At 62.2% G+C, this 14,569-nt stretch carries 11 protein-coding genes; 7 read left to right on the top strand and 4 right to left on the bottom strand.

The genetic code is table 11. From position 1 onward, the window contains the following. Nucleotides 1-3: 3 nt before the first annotated feature. Nucleotides 4-747: a 3-oxoacyl-[acyl-carrier-protein] reductase gene (gene fabG, locus SGR02S_RS03220; protein WP_067105605.1), complete on the top strand. Its 744-nt coding sequence runs from the start codon at nucleotides 4-6 to the stop codon at nucleotides 745-747. Between the two features lie 103 nt (nucleotides 748-850). Here fabG and SGR02S_RS03215 read toward each other — a convergent pair whose 3' ends face one another. Further along, complete coding sequence (locus tag SGR02S_RS03215) at nucleotides 851-3,355, bottom strand: TonB-dependent receptor (RefSeq protein WP_082796925.1); 2,505 nt, start codon at nucleotides 3,353-3,355, stop codon at nucleotides 851-853. On the opposite strand from SGR02S_RS03215, the gene SGR02S_RS03210 reads away from it, so the two are divergent. Together SGR02S_RS03210 and SGR02S_RS03205 are read left to right on the top strand one after the other, a co-directional pair. Continuing rightward, the gene (locus SGR02S_RS03210; protein WP_067105696.1) at nucleotides 3,324-4,781 is read left to right on the top strand and encodes an amidohydrolase; all 1,458 of its coding nucleotides are present in this window, start codon (nucleotides 3,324-3,326) and stop codon (nucleotides 4,779-4,781) included. The genes SGR02S_RS03215 and SGR02S_RS03210 overlap by 32 nt on opposite strands. Further along, nucleotides 4,778-5,650 (top strand): HpcH/HpaI aldolase/citrate lyase family protein, encoded by an 873-nt coding sequence (locus SGR02S_RS03205; protein WP_337180328.1) that lies wholly within the window; start codon nucleotides 4,778-4,780, stop codon nucleotides 5,648-5,650. The genes SGR02S_RS03210 and SGR02S_RS03205 overlap by 4 nt, the downstream gene beginning before the upstream one ends. Here SGR02S_RS03205 and SGR02S_RS03200 read toward each other — a convergent pair. Continuing rightward, nucleotides 5,633-6,421: a GntR family transcriptional regulator gene (locus tag SGR02S_RS03200; protein WP_067105599.1), complete on the bottom strand. Its 789-nt coding sequence runs from the start codon at nucleotides 6,419-6,421 to the stop codon at nucleotides 5,633-5,635. The two genes, SGR02S_RS03205 and SGR02S_RS03200, sit on opposite strands and share 18 nt — an antisense overlap. Nucleotides 6,422-6,854: 433 nt before the next feature. On the opposite strand from SGR02S_RS03200, the gene SGR02S_RS03195 reads away from it, so the two are divergent. From SGR02S_RS03195 to SGR02S_RS03185, 3 genes are read left to right on the top strand one after another with little or no spacing between them, the layout of a single operon-like run. Beyond that, nucleotides 6,855-8,054, top strand: a complete 1,200-nt coding sequence (locus SGR02S_RS03195; RefSeq protein ID WP_067105597.1) for a CaiB/BaiF CoA transferase family protein — start codon at nucleotides 6,855-6,857, stop codon at nucleotides 8,052-8,054. After that, nucleotides 8,054-8,596 (top strand): hotdog family protein, encoded by a 543-nt coding sequence (locus SGR02S_RS03190; RefSeq protein WP_067105595.1) that lies wholly within the window; start codon nucleotides 8,054-8,056, stop codon nucleotides 8,594-8,596. The genes SGR02S_RS03195 and SGR02S_RS03190 overlap by 1 nt, the downstream gene beginning before the upstream one ends. A gap of 13 nt (nucleotides 8,597-8,609) precedes the next feature. Beyond that, entirely contained in the window at nucleotides 8,610-9,128 is a 519-nt protein-coding gene (locus tag SGR02S_RS03185; RefSeq protein WP_067105593.1) for a MaoC family dehydratase, read from the top strand. A gap of 58 nt (nucleotides 9,129-9,186) precedes the next feature. On the opposite strand, the gene SGR02S_RS03180 is transcribed toward SGR02S_RS03185, so the two are convergent. Continuing rightward, nucleotides 9,187-10,662, bottom strand: coding sequence for a M81 family metallopeptidase (locus SGR02S_RS03180; RefSeq protein ID WP_067105591.1), 1,476 nt, complete (start codon nucleotides 10,660-10,662; stop codon nucleotides 9,187-9,189). Between the two features lie 285 nt (nucleotides 10,663-10,947). Between SGR02S_RS03180 and SGR02S_RS03175 the strand changes: the two genes are divergently transcribed. Next, nucleotides 10,948-12,366, top strand: a complete 1,419-nt coding sequence (locus SGR02S_RS03175) for an MFS transporter (RefSeq protein WP_067105589.1) — start codon at nucleotides 10,948-10,950, stop codon at nucleotides 12,364-12,366. A 42-nt stretch (nucleotides 12,367-12,408) separates the two neighbouring features. Here SGR02S_RS03175 and SGR02S_RS03170 read toward each other — a convergent pair whose 3' ends face one another. Beyond that, nucleotides 12,409-14,547 carry a TonB-dependent receptor gene (locus tag SGR02S_RS03170; RefSeq protein ID WP_067105587.1) on the bottom strand — a complete coding sequence of 713 codons (2,139 nt, stop codon included), beginning with the start codon at nucleotides 14,545-14,547 and terminating at the stop codon, nucleotides 12,409-12,411. Nucleotides 14,548-14,569 lie beyond the last annotated feature (22 nt).

The following is a 14,569-nucleotide window of genomic DNA, read 5'->3' as shown; positions in this document are numbered from 1 at the left end:
ACGATGTTCAATCTCACCGGCATGACCGCTCTCGTTACCGGCGCTTCGGGGGGCATCGGCTCCGCGATCGCGCAGGCGCTTGCCGCGCAGGGCGCGCGGCTTGCGGTTTCGGGTTCCAATGCCGACAAGCTGAATGGCTTCCGCGACAGCCTTGGCGGCGATGCGGTCGCCTTGCCGTGCAATCTCGGCGATGCCGCCGCGGTGGACGCGCTCGTGCCTTCGGCGGTCGAGGCGCTGGGCGGGACGCTCGATATTCTCGTCAACAATGCCGGCGTCACGCGCGACAATCTGATCCTGCGCATGAAGGACGAGGAATGGTCGGACGTCATCCGCATCAACCTCGAGGCGAATTTCCGCCTGTGCCGCGCCGCCGCCAAGCCGATGATGAAGGCGCGTTTCGGCCGCATCGTCTCGATCACCAGCGTCGTCGGCGCGACCGGCAATCCGGGGCAGGCCAATTATGCCGCGTCGAAGGCGGGCGTCACCGGCATGACCAAGGCGCTGGCGCAGGAACTGGCGAGCCGCGGCGTCACCGTGAACTGCGTCGCGCCGGGCTTCATCGCCACCGCGATGACCGACGGCCTGCCCGATGCGCAGAAGGAAGCGCTCAACCAGCGCATCCCGGCGGGCCGGATGGGGGAAGGAAGCGACATCGCCGCTGCAGTCGTCTACCTCGCGTCGCGCGAGGCCGGCTACGTCACCGGCCAGACGATCCACGTCAACGGCGGCATGGCGATGCTGTCCTGATGCATTTGCCGCCCCTGCCTTTGCAGGGGCGGCATGTCACGGCATGTTGGCGATCGCTCTCGTCGCCCTCGTCGTTCGGTCCTTCAGTCGATGAATCGCGGCCCTAGAATTTATAGCCGACGGTTACGCCATAGGTGGCCGGATCCCCGAAGCCCGAGAATGCCCCGTCCCCGACGGGAACGGTCTTCGTCCTGTAGAGCTTGTCGGTGATATTGCGGCCGAACAGCGTAAAGGACCAGTTGTTGAGCGTATAGGTGATGCGCCCGTTCAAGATGCCGTAGGCTGGCTCTTCCGCGGTCGGGGTGTTCTCGATGAAGAAGAACATCGAGCTTTGATAAACATAGTCGGCGTTGAAGGAGATTTCCGAATTCTCGCCGACGCTTTTGACATAGGAACCGGAGATCGTGAATGCGTTCTTCGGCGCCTTGCCGAGCCGGTTTCCGGACAGGTCCGTCCCGTCGGTTCCGATGATGAATTTCTTCACCTCCGTATCGAGATACGCGTAATTCCCTGACAGCGTCAGCCCAGGGACCGGCTTGGCCAGCACCTCGAGTTCGATGCCCTTGACGACGGCGTCCGAAGCATTGGTCAGGATACGAAGCGCCGAAGACTGGTCGCCGGGAATGGTCAGGATGCGATTGCTGACCTGGAGATCCTGATAGTCCATATAGAAGCCCGCAAGATTGATCTGCAGGCGGTTGTCGAACCATCGCGTCTTGGTGCCGATTTCATAGTTCCAGGCGATTTCCGGAAAAAAAGCGCGCGTGGCCGCGGCCGCGGTGGGGGCCAGCCCTTGGAAGCCCCCCGACTTGAACCCCTTCGACACGGTTGCGTAGATCAGGGCGTCCTCGCTTGGCGAGAAATCGATCGTGACCTTCGGCGTAAAGGCATTGAAGTTCTTCTGCACCGAAACGTCGAACGCCGAAATTCCGGGCGTGAGGCCGTTGGTCGCGGTCCCGCCCGACTCGTCGGTCAGGATATTGTGCAGCCGCTTGTCGTCGTGCGTGTAGCGAACGCCCGCCGTCAGGTTCAACCGGTCGGTGAGCTTGTACGTGCCTTGCGCAAAGCCGGAAATGCTCGTGGTCCTTGCATCCTGATTCCATAGCGGCCGCGATGTCTGCCCCTTGAAATCGCGATCATAGCCTTCGAGCCGGTGGACATCGTCCCTGAGGAAATAGAGGCCCACGACCCACGTCAGGGGCCCGCTGTCGGGAAGCGAGGCCATGCGGAGTTCCTGCGAGAAGAAATCCGATTTTTCCCGCGCCGACAGATAGGAAAGGAAATAGCCCGCCGGCAGACCGATCGAATCCTGCGCGCTGTCCGACAGCACGTGGCGATAGCCGGTGATCGACGTCAGAATGCCCACGTCCGTCGTCAAATCGGCGCGTGCCGACAGGCCCCACAGATCAACCTCCGCATAGCCCCGGCGCGACGTTTCGATTGTCCACGGATCGGGAAGCGGTGTGTAGCCGAGTGTATTCCTGGTGTAGTTCCCGACTCCGAACGGTTTCGCCGAAACGCCGTCCTGACGAAAGCGTGAGACATCGCCCGACAGCAGGATTTCCAGATTGTCGCTGGCCGTGATCGCGATCTTGGAGCGCAGGTTGGTGGAATTTATCCCGTCGGTATCCTTGCCGGTCGGAGCATAGGTGTAGAATCCGTCGCGCGAGCGTGTCGTGAAGGAGAGGCTGGCAGCGACGCCTTCGGCAAGCTTTCCGTTCACGCGGGCTTTCGCCTGTCGCAGATCATAGTTGCCGAGGGTCACCTCGGCCGCTGCCGAGAATCGCTCGGTCGGTTTCTTGGTGACGATGTTGATCGCGCCGCCGACGACGTTGCGGCCGCTCAGCGTGCCTTGCGGTCCGCGCAGCATTTCGATGCGCTCGATATCGTACAGTTCGAAAACGGTGCCTGAGCTGCGGCCGATATAGATGTCGTCGAGGAACACGACCACCGACCGGTCGCTCCCCGCCCCGCGCTCGTTCGACCCGATGCCGCGCATCGTGAACGTCGGATCCGCCGGACCCACATTGTCGCTTTTGAAACTGGGGGCATAGGACGCCAGGTCATAGACGTCGTTCAGGCCGGCCTTGGCGATGGAATCGCCGCTCAGCGCATAGATGGAAATCGGGACGCTCTGCAGGTTTTCGCTGCGCTTCTGCGCGGTGACGACGATATCGTCGATCCCGCCATCCCTCGCGGCTTCCTGCTCCGCCGCCTGCGCGCCGGATGCGGCCAACAGAGTCGCCTGCAGGGCCAGGGCCGACAGTCCCACCTTATAATTCAACCGCATCGCTTCCTCCCTTTTGGAGGCCATTCCACGGCCTCTTCCACGCCGTGGATAGTGACAGCCGCTTTCTCCGTCAACAATTAATACCGGATTTATTCCATATGGTAGAAGCGGGTGCATGTTCGATTGTACGAATAATTCGCCGGATATGGCTGCTTTGATGCGGTATCGCGCTAACCTCTTTCCCGATACGCCGATGGGGTGGTTCGGTGCTTGGCAATCGTAATTGACTAATATTTCCGGATATAATATCAAATTGCAGAAGCCGAAGTTTTTGGGGGAGCGAATGATGCAATGGCGGGGATGGCAAGCAGGCTTCATAGCGATCGCCTTGTTGGGCGGTCATGCGCCCACCGCCGCTCAGGAGCGCTCCGATTGGCACGGTGCTCTGTTAGCCGACATCGAGAATATGCAATCCGTCGACGACGCGAACGCTTTGCAGATCGGGCGCTGGGCAGAGCTTGGATATCAGGAGCACAAAAGCTCCGCGCTTCTTCAGGAGCGCTTGGCGAAGGCCGGCTTCAAGGTCACCACGCCGATCGCGGGGATGCCGACGGCCTTTGTGGCTTCATATGGTGAAGGTAAGCCCGTCATCGGCATTCTCGCCGAATTCGATGCCTTGCCCGGACTGTCCCAGGCGGGTGTTCCCGTCAAACAGGCAATGGACGGGCACGACGCCGGCCATGGTTGTGGACACAATCTACTGGGGGCCGGCTCGGTCCTGGCCGCTGTCGCCGTTCGGAACTGGCTGGCGGCGCACAAGGGGCGGGGTACGATCCGCGTTTACGGGACGCCTGCCGAAGAGGGCGGCGGCGGCAAGACATATCTGGTTCGCGATGGTCTGCTGGACGACGTGGATGTGATGATGAACTGGCATCCCGACAGCTACAATGCCGCCGTCACCAAATCGAACCTCGCGATGATCACCGGCAAATTCCGCTTCCACGGTTACGCCACGCACGCCTCTGCCGCGCCGGACAAGGGGCGGTCGGCGCTCGATGGGGTCGAGGTGATGAATGTGATGGCCAATATGATGCGCGAACATATCGGTGAAAAGTCGCGCATCCACTATGCGATAACCGGGACGAACCCGGCCCCGAATATCGTGCCCGATTTCGCAGAGGTCTATTATTTCGTGCGCGACCCCGACGCGCAGGAAGCCCAAAGGCTTTGGGATCGCATCGTCAAGGCGTCGGAGGGCGCCGCCCTCGGCACCGGCACGACCGTAGACCACGAAGTGCTGACGGGTCATTACGGCTATCTGCCCAACACCAGGCTGTCGCAGATTTCTCATGACAATCTGAAACGGGTGGGCGGTGTGATCTATGATGCGCAGGAAATGGCTTTTGCCCAAACGCTGATCCAGAGTTTCCAGCAGCCTATACCGAAGATCGATCGGGCGCGGGAGATCCAGCCCGTCGAGTTGAATCCCACCGACATCTGGACGGGATCGTCGGATGTCGGCGATGTCTCGTGGACGGTGCCGACCAACTGGATCAGGACCGCGACTTATGTGCCCGGCACGTCGGGTCATTCGTGGCAGGCCACGGCCGCCAGCAACATGTCGATTGGGTTGAAGGGCATGCATGTCGCCGCCAAGGCTATGGCGCTGACGATGGTCGACCTGATGCTGTCCCCCGAACTTGTGGCCGAAGTGAAGGCCGAGTTCGTCGAACGCCGTGGGGCCGGATATCGATATGTCTCGCTTGTCGGGGATCGCAATCCGCCGCTCGACTATATGAAGTGAACGAAGGGAATCGGTCCGTGGAAAGCCCGACCCTTCCGGTCGCGCGAACGACGCTGTTCGTGCCCGCCGATCGCCCGGATCGCTATGCAAAAGCCCTCGGCAGCGGTGCCGACATCGTTTGCGTGGATCTGGAAGACGCCGTCGCATGCGTGAACAAGGCGGCGGCGCGCGACGCAGTCGCAGGGTTTTTCACCATCGCCGCCAAGCCGGAGGTCCGTCGCGCCTTGCGGATCAACAGCCTTTCGACCCTCGATGGACTGAAGGACCTGCTCCACCTCGAAACCTGCGCCATCCGGCCCGATGCCATCCTGTTGCCCAAGGCATGCTGTTCCGGCGACATCCGCGCACTCGCCGCAGTGATGGACGAGATCGACCTGCACTGTCCGATCATCGCGATTGTCGAGACGGCGGAAGGCCTGGAAAACGCATCCGAAATCGCCATGGCGCCGCATGTTGCTGCGATCTGCTTCGGATCGGCCGACTATTCCGCCGAAACGGGCAGCGGAATGCACTGGGACGCCCTGCATTATGCCCGCGGCCGGATCGTTCAGGCCGCCGCGCGCGCAGGCATCCTCGCACTCGATGGCGCGTGGCTCGCCATCGCGGACATGGACGGCCTCGCCGAGGAAAGCCGCCGGCTCCCGGGGATGGGGTTCGACGGCAGGGTCGTCATCCACCCATCTCAGGTCGCTGCCGTTCACGAAGCCTTCCGCCCCGACGACCGCGATGTCGAACGCGCGAGGAAAATCGTCCTTGCCGCGGAAGGTCAGGGCGGGGCGGCCGTCAGCGTCGATGGCCACATGGTCGACCGCCCGGTCATCGCATGGGCCCGACGCTTGTTGGCGCGCGCATCACCCGGCGTCGGGTGATCCGGAAGCGTCGTTGATGGGGCGCGGATAGACGATATGCTGCGCGAAGTTCAGCTTATCCAGCGGGTGGATGTTGACCGTCACTTCCAGCTGCTCGCCCTTTGCGCTGTAGAAGCGCGTTATGTAGCGCATGCCGATCGTGCCTTCGGGAACCTTCAGAACCTTCGCCGCCTTATCGCGAATGACGATGGCGCGCATCTCCTGACGAACTTCGACGATGCTCTCGTCGTATATTTCCTGAAACATTTTGAAGATGATGAGCGTGTTTTTATTAACGCGCTCGTAAATCTTGGGAAAGGCGCGGTTGATGAAAACCTGGGTATAGCCGACGACTTCTTCCGACGTGTTGCTCGACCGATATCCTTCGATATGCAGCCACTCCTGCGCGGATGGACACTGCAGCATCTCCGCCACATCCTTTCGCGCCACGATCAGATTCTTGTCGGTGATCTTCAGCTTTGCCATGTTGGAGTATTGCGTGATGGAATCGAACGCCTGGACGACATAGGGACTGGTCGTCGCCAGGGTCGCTTCCACTCGCGTGCCGCCACGGCGGCGGATCGATATCACGCCTCCGTTCTTCAACTGCTCCAATGCCTTGCCGACGGTATGCTTGCCGACGCCGAACGCTTTCGCGAGTTCGGGAACCGGCGGCAGGAGCGACCCGACCGGATACAGCTCGCTGTCGATATCTTCGCGCAGCCATGATGCGATCTGCTGGTAAAGTGGCACGCCCTTCTGTGCAATTCGCTGGTTCGGTTTCTGAGCCATGATTTTCCAAGGTTTTGAGGGGCGCTTCCGCCCCGTTGCGACCGCCCCATATCACAGGATTTACCCGAAGTTGAGCGCCTATGCGGCGGCCTATGGACGCTGCTCTTGGTGCTTGACAATTAATAGAACCGGATTTAATTGAAAACATGATAAGGGGTCGGCATGGTAAAGGGCCCAACCCCGGTGATTTTCAAAGGCTTACCCATCACAAGCCAAAGAAGATCGCCTCTGCGCGCGGTGTGTCAGGATGCTTTGGCGAGGGTTTATGCGTGGTTCCATTCGGCCTTGTTGCAACGGGAAGCGGATGATCGCCGCGTCTGCTCATGAAAGCGTCGCTCGTCGTCCTCCCGGTTCATGACGCGGGCGCCATCGTCCCGTCTGCCCGCCCCATGAGGCCCCCGGTATCTCACGCTCATTCCTGGAGAATCTCATCATGCTTCCGTTAAACGGCGTCCGCATTCTGGCCGTAGAGCAATATGGCGCCGGGCCGATCGGCACCCAGTATCTCGTCGACATGGGCGCGGAAGTCATCAAGATCGAGAATCCGCGCGATGGCGGAGATATTTCGCGCTCGGTCGGCCCCTTCTTTCTGGACGACATGCCGGAATGCTCGGCAAGCATTTTCTATCAGGGTCTCAATCACAACAAGAAGAGCATGACCATCGACCTGACGCAGGATCGCGGCAGGCAGATTCTGCACCGCCTGGTCGAGAATGCGGACGCGATCGTCGGCAATCTGCGCGGCGACGTTCCGGAGAAACTCGGCCTTACCTACGATCATCTGAAGGCTTTCAATCCCAAGCTGGTCTGCGGGCATATCAGCGCCTACGGCCGCACCGGCGAGCGGGCGGGCTGGCCCGGATACGACTATATGATGCAGGCCGAGGCCGGCTTCTTCTCGCTGACGGGAGAGCCGGATACGCCGCCGACGCGGTTCGGGCTCTCGATCGTCGATTTCATGTCGGGACTGGCACTCGCCTGCGCCACGGTGGCCGCCCTGCTGGAAGCCAGGCAGACGGGAAGGGGCCGCGACGTCGACATCAACCTGTTCGACGTGGCGCTCTACAACCTCAACTACATCGCGCATTGGCAATTGAATTCCGGCCACAATCAACAGCGATTGCCGCGGTCGGCCCATGCCTCGCTGACGCCCTGCCAATTGTACAGGACGAAGGACGGATGGATCTATGTCATGTGCAACAAGGAGAAATTCTGGAGGATATTGTGCGAGAAGATCGGGCGAGGCGATCTTGCGGACGATCCGCGTTACGAGACATTCTCGAAACGATATGACGTTCGGGACGAGCTGACTGCTGTTCTGGACGACGTCTTCAGCCGGAAAACGACATTCGAATGGATATCCGTTTTTGATGGAAAGGTCCCGGTCGCACCCGTTTACGACGTAAGGCAGGCGATGGAGAATCCCTTCGTCACCGAAACCGGCCGGATACGGACCATAGCTCGAGACGGGGGGAGGGATTTCAAGGTCCTGGACAGCCCGATGAATTTCGGGGCCGACCGCCTCGACCTGAAAATGTCGCCGGCGCTGGGAGAGCATACCAGCAGCCTTCTTCGCGACATCGGCTTTGACGAGAACGCCATACGCGACCTCGAACTGTCGGGGGTGATCTGATGACGAGAGAAAGCGAGACGGGGGACATGATGTTCCCGGCCTATGTTCCTGTCGGAAAAGATCGGTACCGGGAACGCTTCGGCCTTGATTTCGAAGACTTCCGGGCAGGCCAGCATTTTCGGCATCGTCCGGGTTATACGATTACCCAGCAGGACAATATCGACGACTGCATGGATACGTTGAACCAGGCCATGCTGCATTATGACGCGCGATATGCCGCGCAAACCGAGTTTTCTTCGCCGCTGATGGTCACGACGGCCATGATCCAGCGGTTGATCGGGATGACGTGGAAAACTTTCAACAGGCGCAAGGCGATCATCCGCTGGGACCATATCACGATGAAAGCGCCGATCTTCGCCGGTGATACCTTGTACAGCGAAAGTCGGATCATGGACACTTCGCAATGTGACGATGCCCAATGCGGAAAAGTCACCATCATGACATATGGGATCAATCAGAAGGACATTGTCTTCTGTGAAATGCAATATGATAGCCTGATATACAGGAAGGAATCTCTCCCGTTTTCGGAAAACAACTATTAGAAAGTTGGACAGGATGAAGGAATCATTCAATTTCCTGCGCCGACAGGCCGAGGATACATATATTGAATGCTACGGCGTTGACTTCGAGGATTTCGATGTCGGCCAGGTTTTCGAACATCGGCCGGGCCGGACATTCGAAGAGGGCGATTGCCACAAGCATGCGCTGCAATCGCTGGACCTTACCCCGCACCTCGTCGATCGCAACTATGCCCGCGCGGTGCGCGGGGAAAAAATGCAGGTCGCCGAAACCTACCTGCTGAGCATGATGGCGATGACGACCAAGACCTTCGGCAAGGTCGTCGCCAATCTGAGCCTGACCGATGTCGTACTCCAGCCGGTCTATGCCGGGGATACGATCCTTCTGGAATCCGAAATTCTGGGCAAGCGCGAATCGGCATCGCGCCCGGACCAGGGAATCCTGCATGTCCGGACCCGCGCCCACAACCAGCACGGCGACGAGGTCTGCCGCTTCGAGCGCAAGTTTCTGGTCTATCGCAAGGGCCACGGCCCCTATCGCGCGGCGGGATACTGACCAGCCAGGCCGCATCGCCTTTCATCAGCTTGGCCGCAGGCACTGATAGCGTTCGACGTCACCCGCACGGACGCAGGCGCACCGTCTTGCGCAGGCGTTCGTAGGGATAATCTTCAGGATCGTCGGCAAAGGCGCCCGGTGCCTTGATGAGGAGCACCTGTTCGGCGATCGGGCCGAACTCCGCCCGGAAATGGACCGCGCTCTTCACCACGACGATATCCCGTTCGGCCGGCTCGACCCCCAGATGGCGAAACGGTTCGAGGTCCATCGCCTGCATCCGCTTCGACGAGACTACGATCTCCGTACCGCCGACCGTCAGCAGGGCCATCGGTCCCAGATCGACATCGAGCCCGCCAGCCACGGCACCACTGGTGCGAAACCGGCCGGTGCCCAAGGTTTTCACCTTGTAGCGGGCGTAAACCGGTTCCACGTCGTCTACCGTGACACACCCGCCAAGCCCTGTTTCGATCTCGCATCCCTCTCCGGCCGCATGCGCCGCCGCTGCGGCGTCGGCGTCACAGAGGATTCCGACCACCGCGTTGCTCGCCCCGGCCTCTAGCAGCGCACGAAGAATTCCCGTCGTGTCGGCGCTGCCTCCGCCTCCCGGATTGTCCTGCACGTCGGCCAGTACAACGGGTCGGGAGGCCGTCCGGGATATCGCGATCGCACGCGCCACGCCTTCGGCGGGCGTCAGCAATGTCGCATCGAAATCCGCCTCGCGCGACACGATCAGTTCCGTCAGGGCGTCGGCAACGCGATCGGCTTCGGTCTGGCTGTCAGCATAGGCCACCACGGTCGGGCCGCACCAGAACAGGTCCGAAGGCGGAAATCCGGCGGCATAGCAAAGGCTCAGCACATCGCCGTCGAGCAATCGCGATTCCGCGACAATACTGCGCGAGGGTTCGACCAGCGTGCATTGCGAGGTCGTTGGAATGAGAAACGGTATATGCCGGACGGCGCGCCCCGCCGGACGCGGCTTGCCCAGCAGGCTCGAAAGCAGTTTTGCCGCGCGCTCCCCCGTTTCCCGGCGATCGACGTGCGGATAGGTCAGGAACACGACCATGCCGTCGCAATGCTCGACCATCTCCGGCGTGATATTGGCGTGGTAGTCGAGGCTGACGACGATCGGTCTGTCGCCGACGACGGTCCGAACGCGCCGCAATAATTCCCCTTCGGCATCCTCGAAGGGAATGGATGCCATGGCGCCATGGAGGTCGAGATAGACGGCATCGATCGGCATGGCTTCGGAGAGGCGCCCGACCAGTTCGCCGGCGATGCGTTCGAACGCGTCATCGGTGACCGGTCCCCCCGCGCCGCCATGCGCCCATGCGAGCGGTATCAGGACATGCTCGTCGCGCATGGCCTCGATGAAGGCGGTGATGGGGAACACGCCATCGCGCAGCCAGTCGAAGATGGCGCTGCCCCGGACCAGCGGGGGACGGTCGCGATGGTCCGCGAAATACGCATAGTCCGCGCGATGCGAAACGAAGCTGTTCGTTTCGTGACCAAAGCCTCCGATGGCGATTCGTGGCATGCGCCGTCCCCGTCCAGATTGTCGATGCTGTCCGGATAAACCGAACTTGACAGAAATAAAACCGTATCTATAAAATTTTCATGCTTCAACCAAAGGGGAGCGAAGCCGGTCGAATCCCGCACTGATACCGAACGGCTGCAAACCCGGTCCGCGCGGCCTTGCGGCGCAGCGAAGCGGCTCGCCGTGTCCGGATGAACCCGGGATTTTCGTCAATTCGACGCCTCGAACAAGCAAATCAAACGGGTACGCCCTCAGGATCGCGGCCCACATGGGAGTGGCAGCCATATGAAAAACAAGCATGAGAACCCCGATCATCATGGCGTCGGCCATCTTGCCCGGCCCGACCGGCCGACTGCATATTCGCTGTCGGAGCGTTTCGAGCGCCTGCCATTTACCGGCTATCAACGGTGGCTCGCGGTCATTCTCGCGACATGCTTTGCCGCCGACGCCGTCGATCTCGTCATGCTGTCCTACCTGCTCTCGGCTATCACGCTCGATCTTGGTCTGACGGTCCAGCAGGCGGGCATTGCCGGCGGGTCGGTTTTCGCAGGCGTCGGCGTCGGCGCCACGGCCGCCGGATATCTGTCCGACCGTTTCGGGCGCAGGAAAATCCTGATCCACAGCATGTTGATCTGGGGGACGGCGAGCCTGCTGACAGCCTTTTCCTGGGATATCTGGTCCTTCAGCTTTTTCCGGTTCGTCACGGGTCTGGGGCTCGGCGCCGAACTGCCCGCGGTGTTCGCGCTGGTCGCCGAGATCATGCCCGCCAATCGTCGCGCCAGCATCAGCGGATGGATGCACGTCGCGTCGCAAAGTTCGGTCGTTCTCTTCACGCTGGCATCATTTGGCGTGATTTCGCTCATCGGCACTTCGCTGGGGTGGCGGGCGATGTTCGTCGTCATGTTCGTCGTCGCGCTGGCCGCGCTGTATATCCGCCGGAACCTGCCGGAATCCCCGCGCTGGTACGAGGCTTCGGGCCGCCACGACGAGGCGGAGCACGCCATGCGGCGCTTCGAAGCTGCCGTTGCGGATGCATATGGAAAGCCGCTTCCATCGCCGAAATCGGACGGAAAAGTCGCGAGTGCCACAACCGGACACGGCGGATTCCGCACCCTGTTCGCGCCCGGCTATGCGCAACGAACCTTGTTTGCCTGGTCGCTCTGGTTCCTGTTCCTGCTGGCCTATTATGGGATCAGCGTCTGGGTCGGAAAATTCCTCGTCGACCGCGGGATGAGCATTACCGCATCCATCGGGACAGGAGTTCTCATCACGATGGCGGGCATACCGGCGGGCTGGATAACGGGACAGGCGATGGAGCGGTTCGGGCGCAAGATCGTCATCATCATCGCGCTGTTGTGCGTCGCGGTGGCCGCGTTCCTCTATGGACAGGCGTCCACATATGTCCTCGTCGTCGCGGCCGGAGCGGCGATGCACTTCTTCCTCGTTTCGGTCGCCACGGCGATCTACGCCTATACGCCCGAACTGTTTCCGACCCGCGCGCGCTCCACCGGGCTGGGAACCGCCTCGACCGTGGGGCGCATCGCGGCCGTTTCGGGCCCCTTGCTCATCTCGGCCCTGATCCTGAAATGGGACTATACCGGCGCTTTCATCGCTTGCGCCCTGTGCTTCTCCGCCGCGGCCCTGCTCGTCTGGTGGTTCGGGCCGGAAACGCAGGACCGGTCGATCGAGGATATTTCCTCCTAGGCTCCGTTCCCGGGCTCCGTTTCGATGGGATCGAAGCGAGCCCTAGAAACTCGCCCGTGCGGTGAGGCGGATGTCGCGGCCGGCGAGGGGCACGAAATCCTTGGTGAAGCTCGCGTGGCGCCGCGCGTCGACGTCGAAGATATTGTTCGCCGCCAACGACAGCGTCAGATGCCGCGCCTCGGGGAGCGGGCGCCAGCTGATCGACGCGTTGACCAGCGTGAAGCCCTTGGTCGGCGTCTCGAAGGCCGCGATGCGGGTCTGGTCGTCGGTCCATTCGACCTCGGCGCGCGCATCGACGCGGTCGCCCTGCGCCTCGATCCCGCCCAGGATGCGCAGCGGCGGGATGCGCGGCACATATGGGCCGCCCTTGATCTTCGCGCGCGTCATGTCGGCGGTGACGTCGCCGACGATGGCGAAGCCGCTGATCTGCGCCAGTCGCGCGCTCGCCTCCGCCTCGAAACCCCAGACGCGCGCGTCGCGCTGGAAATAGCGGAAAACGGGAAGGCCATCCTCCTCGGCGCCGGTCGCATCCGAATAGATGAAATCGTCGAACCAGTTCGAATAGACCGAAAGGCTGAAATTCACCGGGTCGCTGCGCAGCTTGAGCGAGGCTTCGGCGCCCCAGCTCGCCTCGCGCTTGAGGTTGACGTCGCCGAGCTCGAACGACTGGGTGGCGATGTGCGGACCGTTCGAGAACAGCTCTTCCGCCGACGGCGCGCGCACCGCGCGGGCCACCGACACGCCCAGCTTCACCGCCTCGGTCAGGTCGTAATTGGCGCCGAGCGCGCCCGAGAAGGTGTCGAAGGCGCGCGTGATGCCCAGCGCCGGCGCGCGGACGCTGGTGCTTTCGAAGCGCGCTGCGGCCTCGAGGCCGAGCGGCCCCGCCGTCCATTCCTGAAGCGTGAACAGCGCATATTGGTCGGTCAGGTTGCGCGGGACGAAGGCTTCGGCGCCCACCGCGTCGAAATCGCGGTGGCTGAACTGCACCCCGCTCGCTCCGCGCCATCCGCCGCGGTCGTTCTGCGCCAGTTCGAGCCGTCCCTCGACCCCCTTGTTGTAAAAGACCGTGCCGACCTCGTCGCCTTCATATTCGGTATGCTGGTAATCGGCATAGCCGCCGCGCAGGCGCAGCTTGTCGAAGAAGCCGTCGCCCAGCTCGACCTCGCCGCGCAGGTCGGCGCGCCATTGCTTCATGCCGATCGTCACCGGGCCTTCGCCATGTTCGTGCCCGTGATCGTCGTCGTCATGATCGTGGTCGTCGTGGTTCCCGTGGTCGTGCGCGGTATCGGGCCGTTCGGGGACGCCATAGCCGGTGTCGAAATAGCTGACCGAGATGCCGAGCTGCCCGCCGTCGTTGATCAGCGACAGGCCGCCCGCCGCCGTCCACGTCTCGCTCGCGGTGTTGGCGATCCGTCCGCGCCGGTTCGCCTGTGCGGTCAGCTCCGCCGCCTCGTCGGCGTGGCCGTCCTCGACCGCATGCTCGGCGAGGTGGAGCAGCTGGCCGCGCAGCCCGGGCGCGTTGACATAGCCGCCGACGCGCATGTCGTCGGTCTTGCGCCAGCTTCCGTCGAAGTGCGCGACGACCTGCGGGCTCAGCGCGACGTCGATTGAGCCGCCGAGGTTGCGGTCGTCGGCCGCGGTCGCATAGCCGCCGATCGCGTCGATATGGACATGGTCCGCCGGAACCTTGCGCGGGATGCGGCGGTCGAACAGGTTGACCGCACCGCCGATCGCCTGGCTGCCGAACAGCAGCACCGCGGGGCCGCGCAATATCTCGATGCGCTCGACGGTCAGCGGGTCGATCGTCACCGCATGGTCGGCCGAGGTGTTCGACACGTCGATCGAGCCGATGCCGTCGGTCAGCACGCGCACGCGCTCGCCCGAAAAGCCGCGCAGCACCGGCCGCGAGGCGCCGGGGGAGAAGCTGGTGGCCGACACCCCGGGCTGGCGGGTCAGGCTGTCGCCGATCTGCCCGCGGATGTCGCGGGCCAGCTCGTCGCCTTCGAGCACCGAGACGTTGCCGAGGATGTCGAGGCTGCGGACATAGGGGGCGGTCACGACGATCGGCTGGTCGGTGTGCAGGTCGTCGCCAACGCCTCTCGCGGTGCGGTCCTGCGCGAAGGCCGGAGCCGAAAGGACGAGCGCGAGGGTGAGGCCGGCGGCGGAGGATGACAGACGCATGGAGGATTCCCGTTGCTGTTTC

The organism is Sphingopyxis granuli NBRC 100800 (assembly GCF_001591045.1).
GTDB lineage: Bacteria > Pseudomonadota > Alphaproteobacteria > Sphingomonadales > Sphingomonadaceae > Sphingopyxis > Sphingopyxis granuli.
Note: the sequence above shows the minus strand (reverse complement) of the source record. Positions and strands in the feature narration are given on the sequence as shown.

Bases quoted from the DNA above. Each gene is read 5' to 3' on its own strand.
- fabG (WP_067105605.1), top strand. From the start codon at position 4: ATGTTCAATCTCACCGGCATGACCGCTCTCGTTACCGGCGCTTCGGGG.
- SGR02S_RS03210 (WP_067105696.1), top strand. From the start codon at position 3,324: ATGCAATGGCGGGGATGGCAAGCAGGCTTCATAGCGATCGCCTTGTTG.
- SGR02S_RS03215 (WP_082796925.1), bottom strand. From the start codon at position 3,355: ATGAAGCCTGCTTGCCATCCCCGCCATTGCATCATTCGCTCCCCCAAA.
- SGR02S_RS03200 (WP_067105599.1), bottom strand. From the start codon at position 6,421: ATGGCTCAGAAACCGAACCAGCGAATTGCACAGAAGGGCGTGCCACTT.
- SGR02S_RS03195 (WP_067105597.1), top strand. From the start codon at position 6,855: ATGCTTCCGTTAAACGGCGTCCGCATTCTGGCCGTAGAGCAATATGGC.
- SGR02S_RS03190 (WP_067105595.1), top strand. From the start codon at position 8,054: ATGACGAGAGAAAGCGAGACGGGGGACATGATGTTCCCGGCCTATGTT.
- SGR02S_RS03185 (WP_067105593.1), top strand. From the start codon at position 8,610: ATGAAGGAATCATTCAATTTCCTGCGCCGACAGGCCGAGGATACATAT.
- SGR02S_RS03180 (WP_067105591.1), bottom strand. From the start codon at position 10,662: ATGCCACGAATCGCCATCGGAGGCTTTGGTCACGAAACGAACAGCTTC.
- SGR02S_RS03175 (WP_067105589.1), top strand. From the start codon at position 10,948: ATGAAAAACAAGCATGAGAACCCCGATCATCATGGCGTCGGCCATCTT.
- SGR02S_RS03170 (WP_067105587.1), bottom strand. From the start codon at position 14,547: ATGCGTCTGTCATCCTCCGCCGCCGGCCTCACCCTCGCGCTCGTCCTT.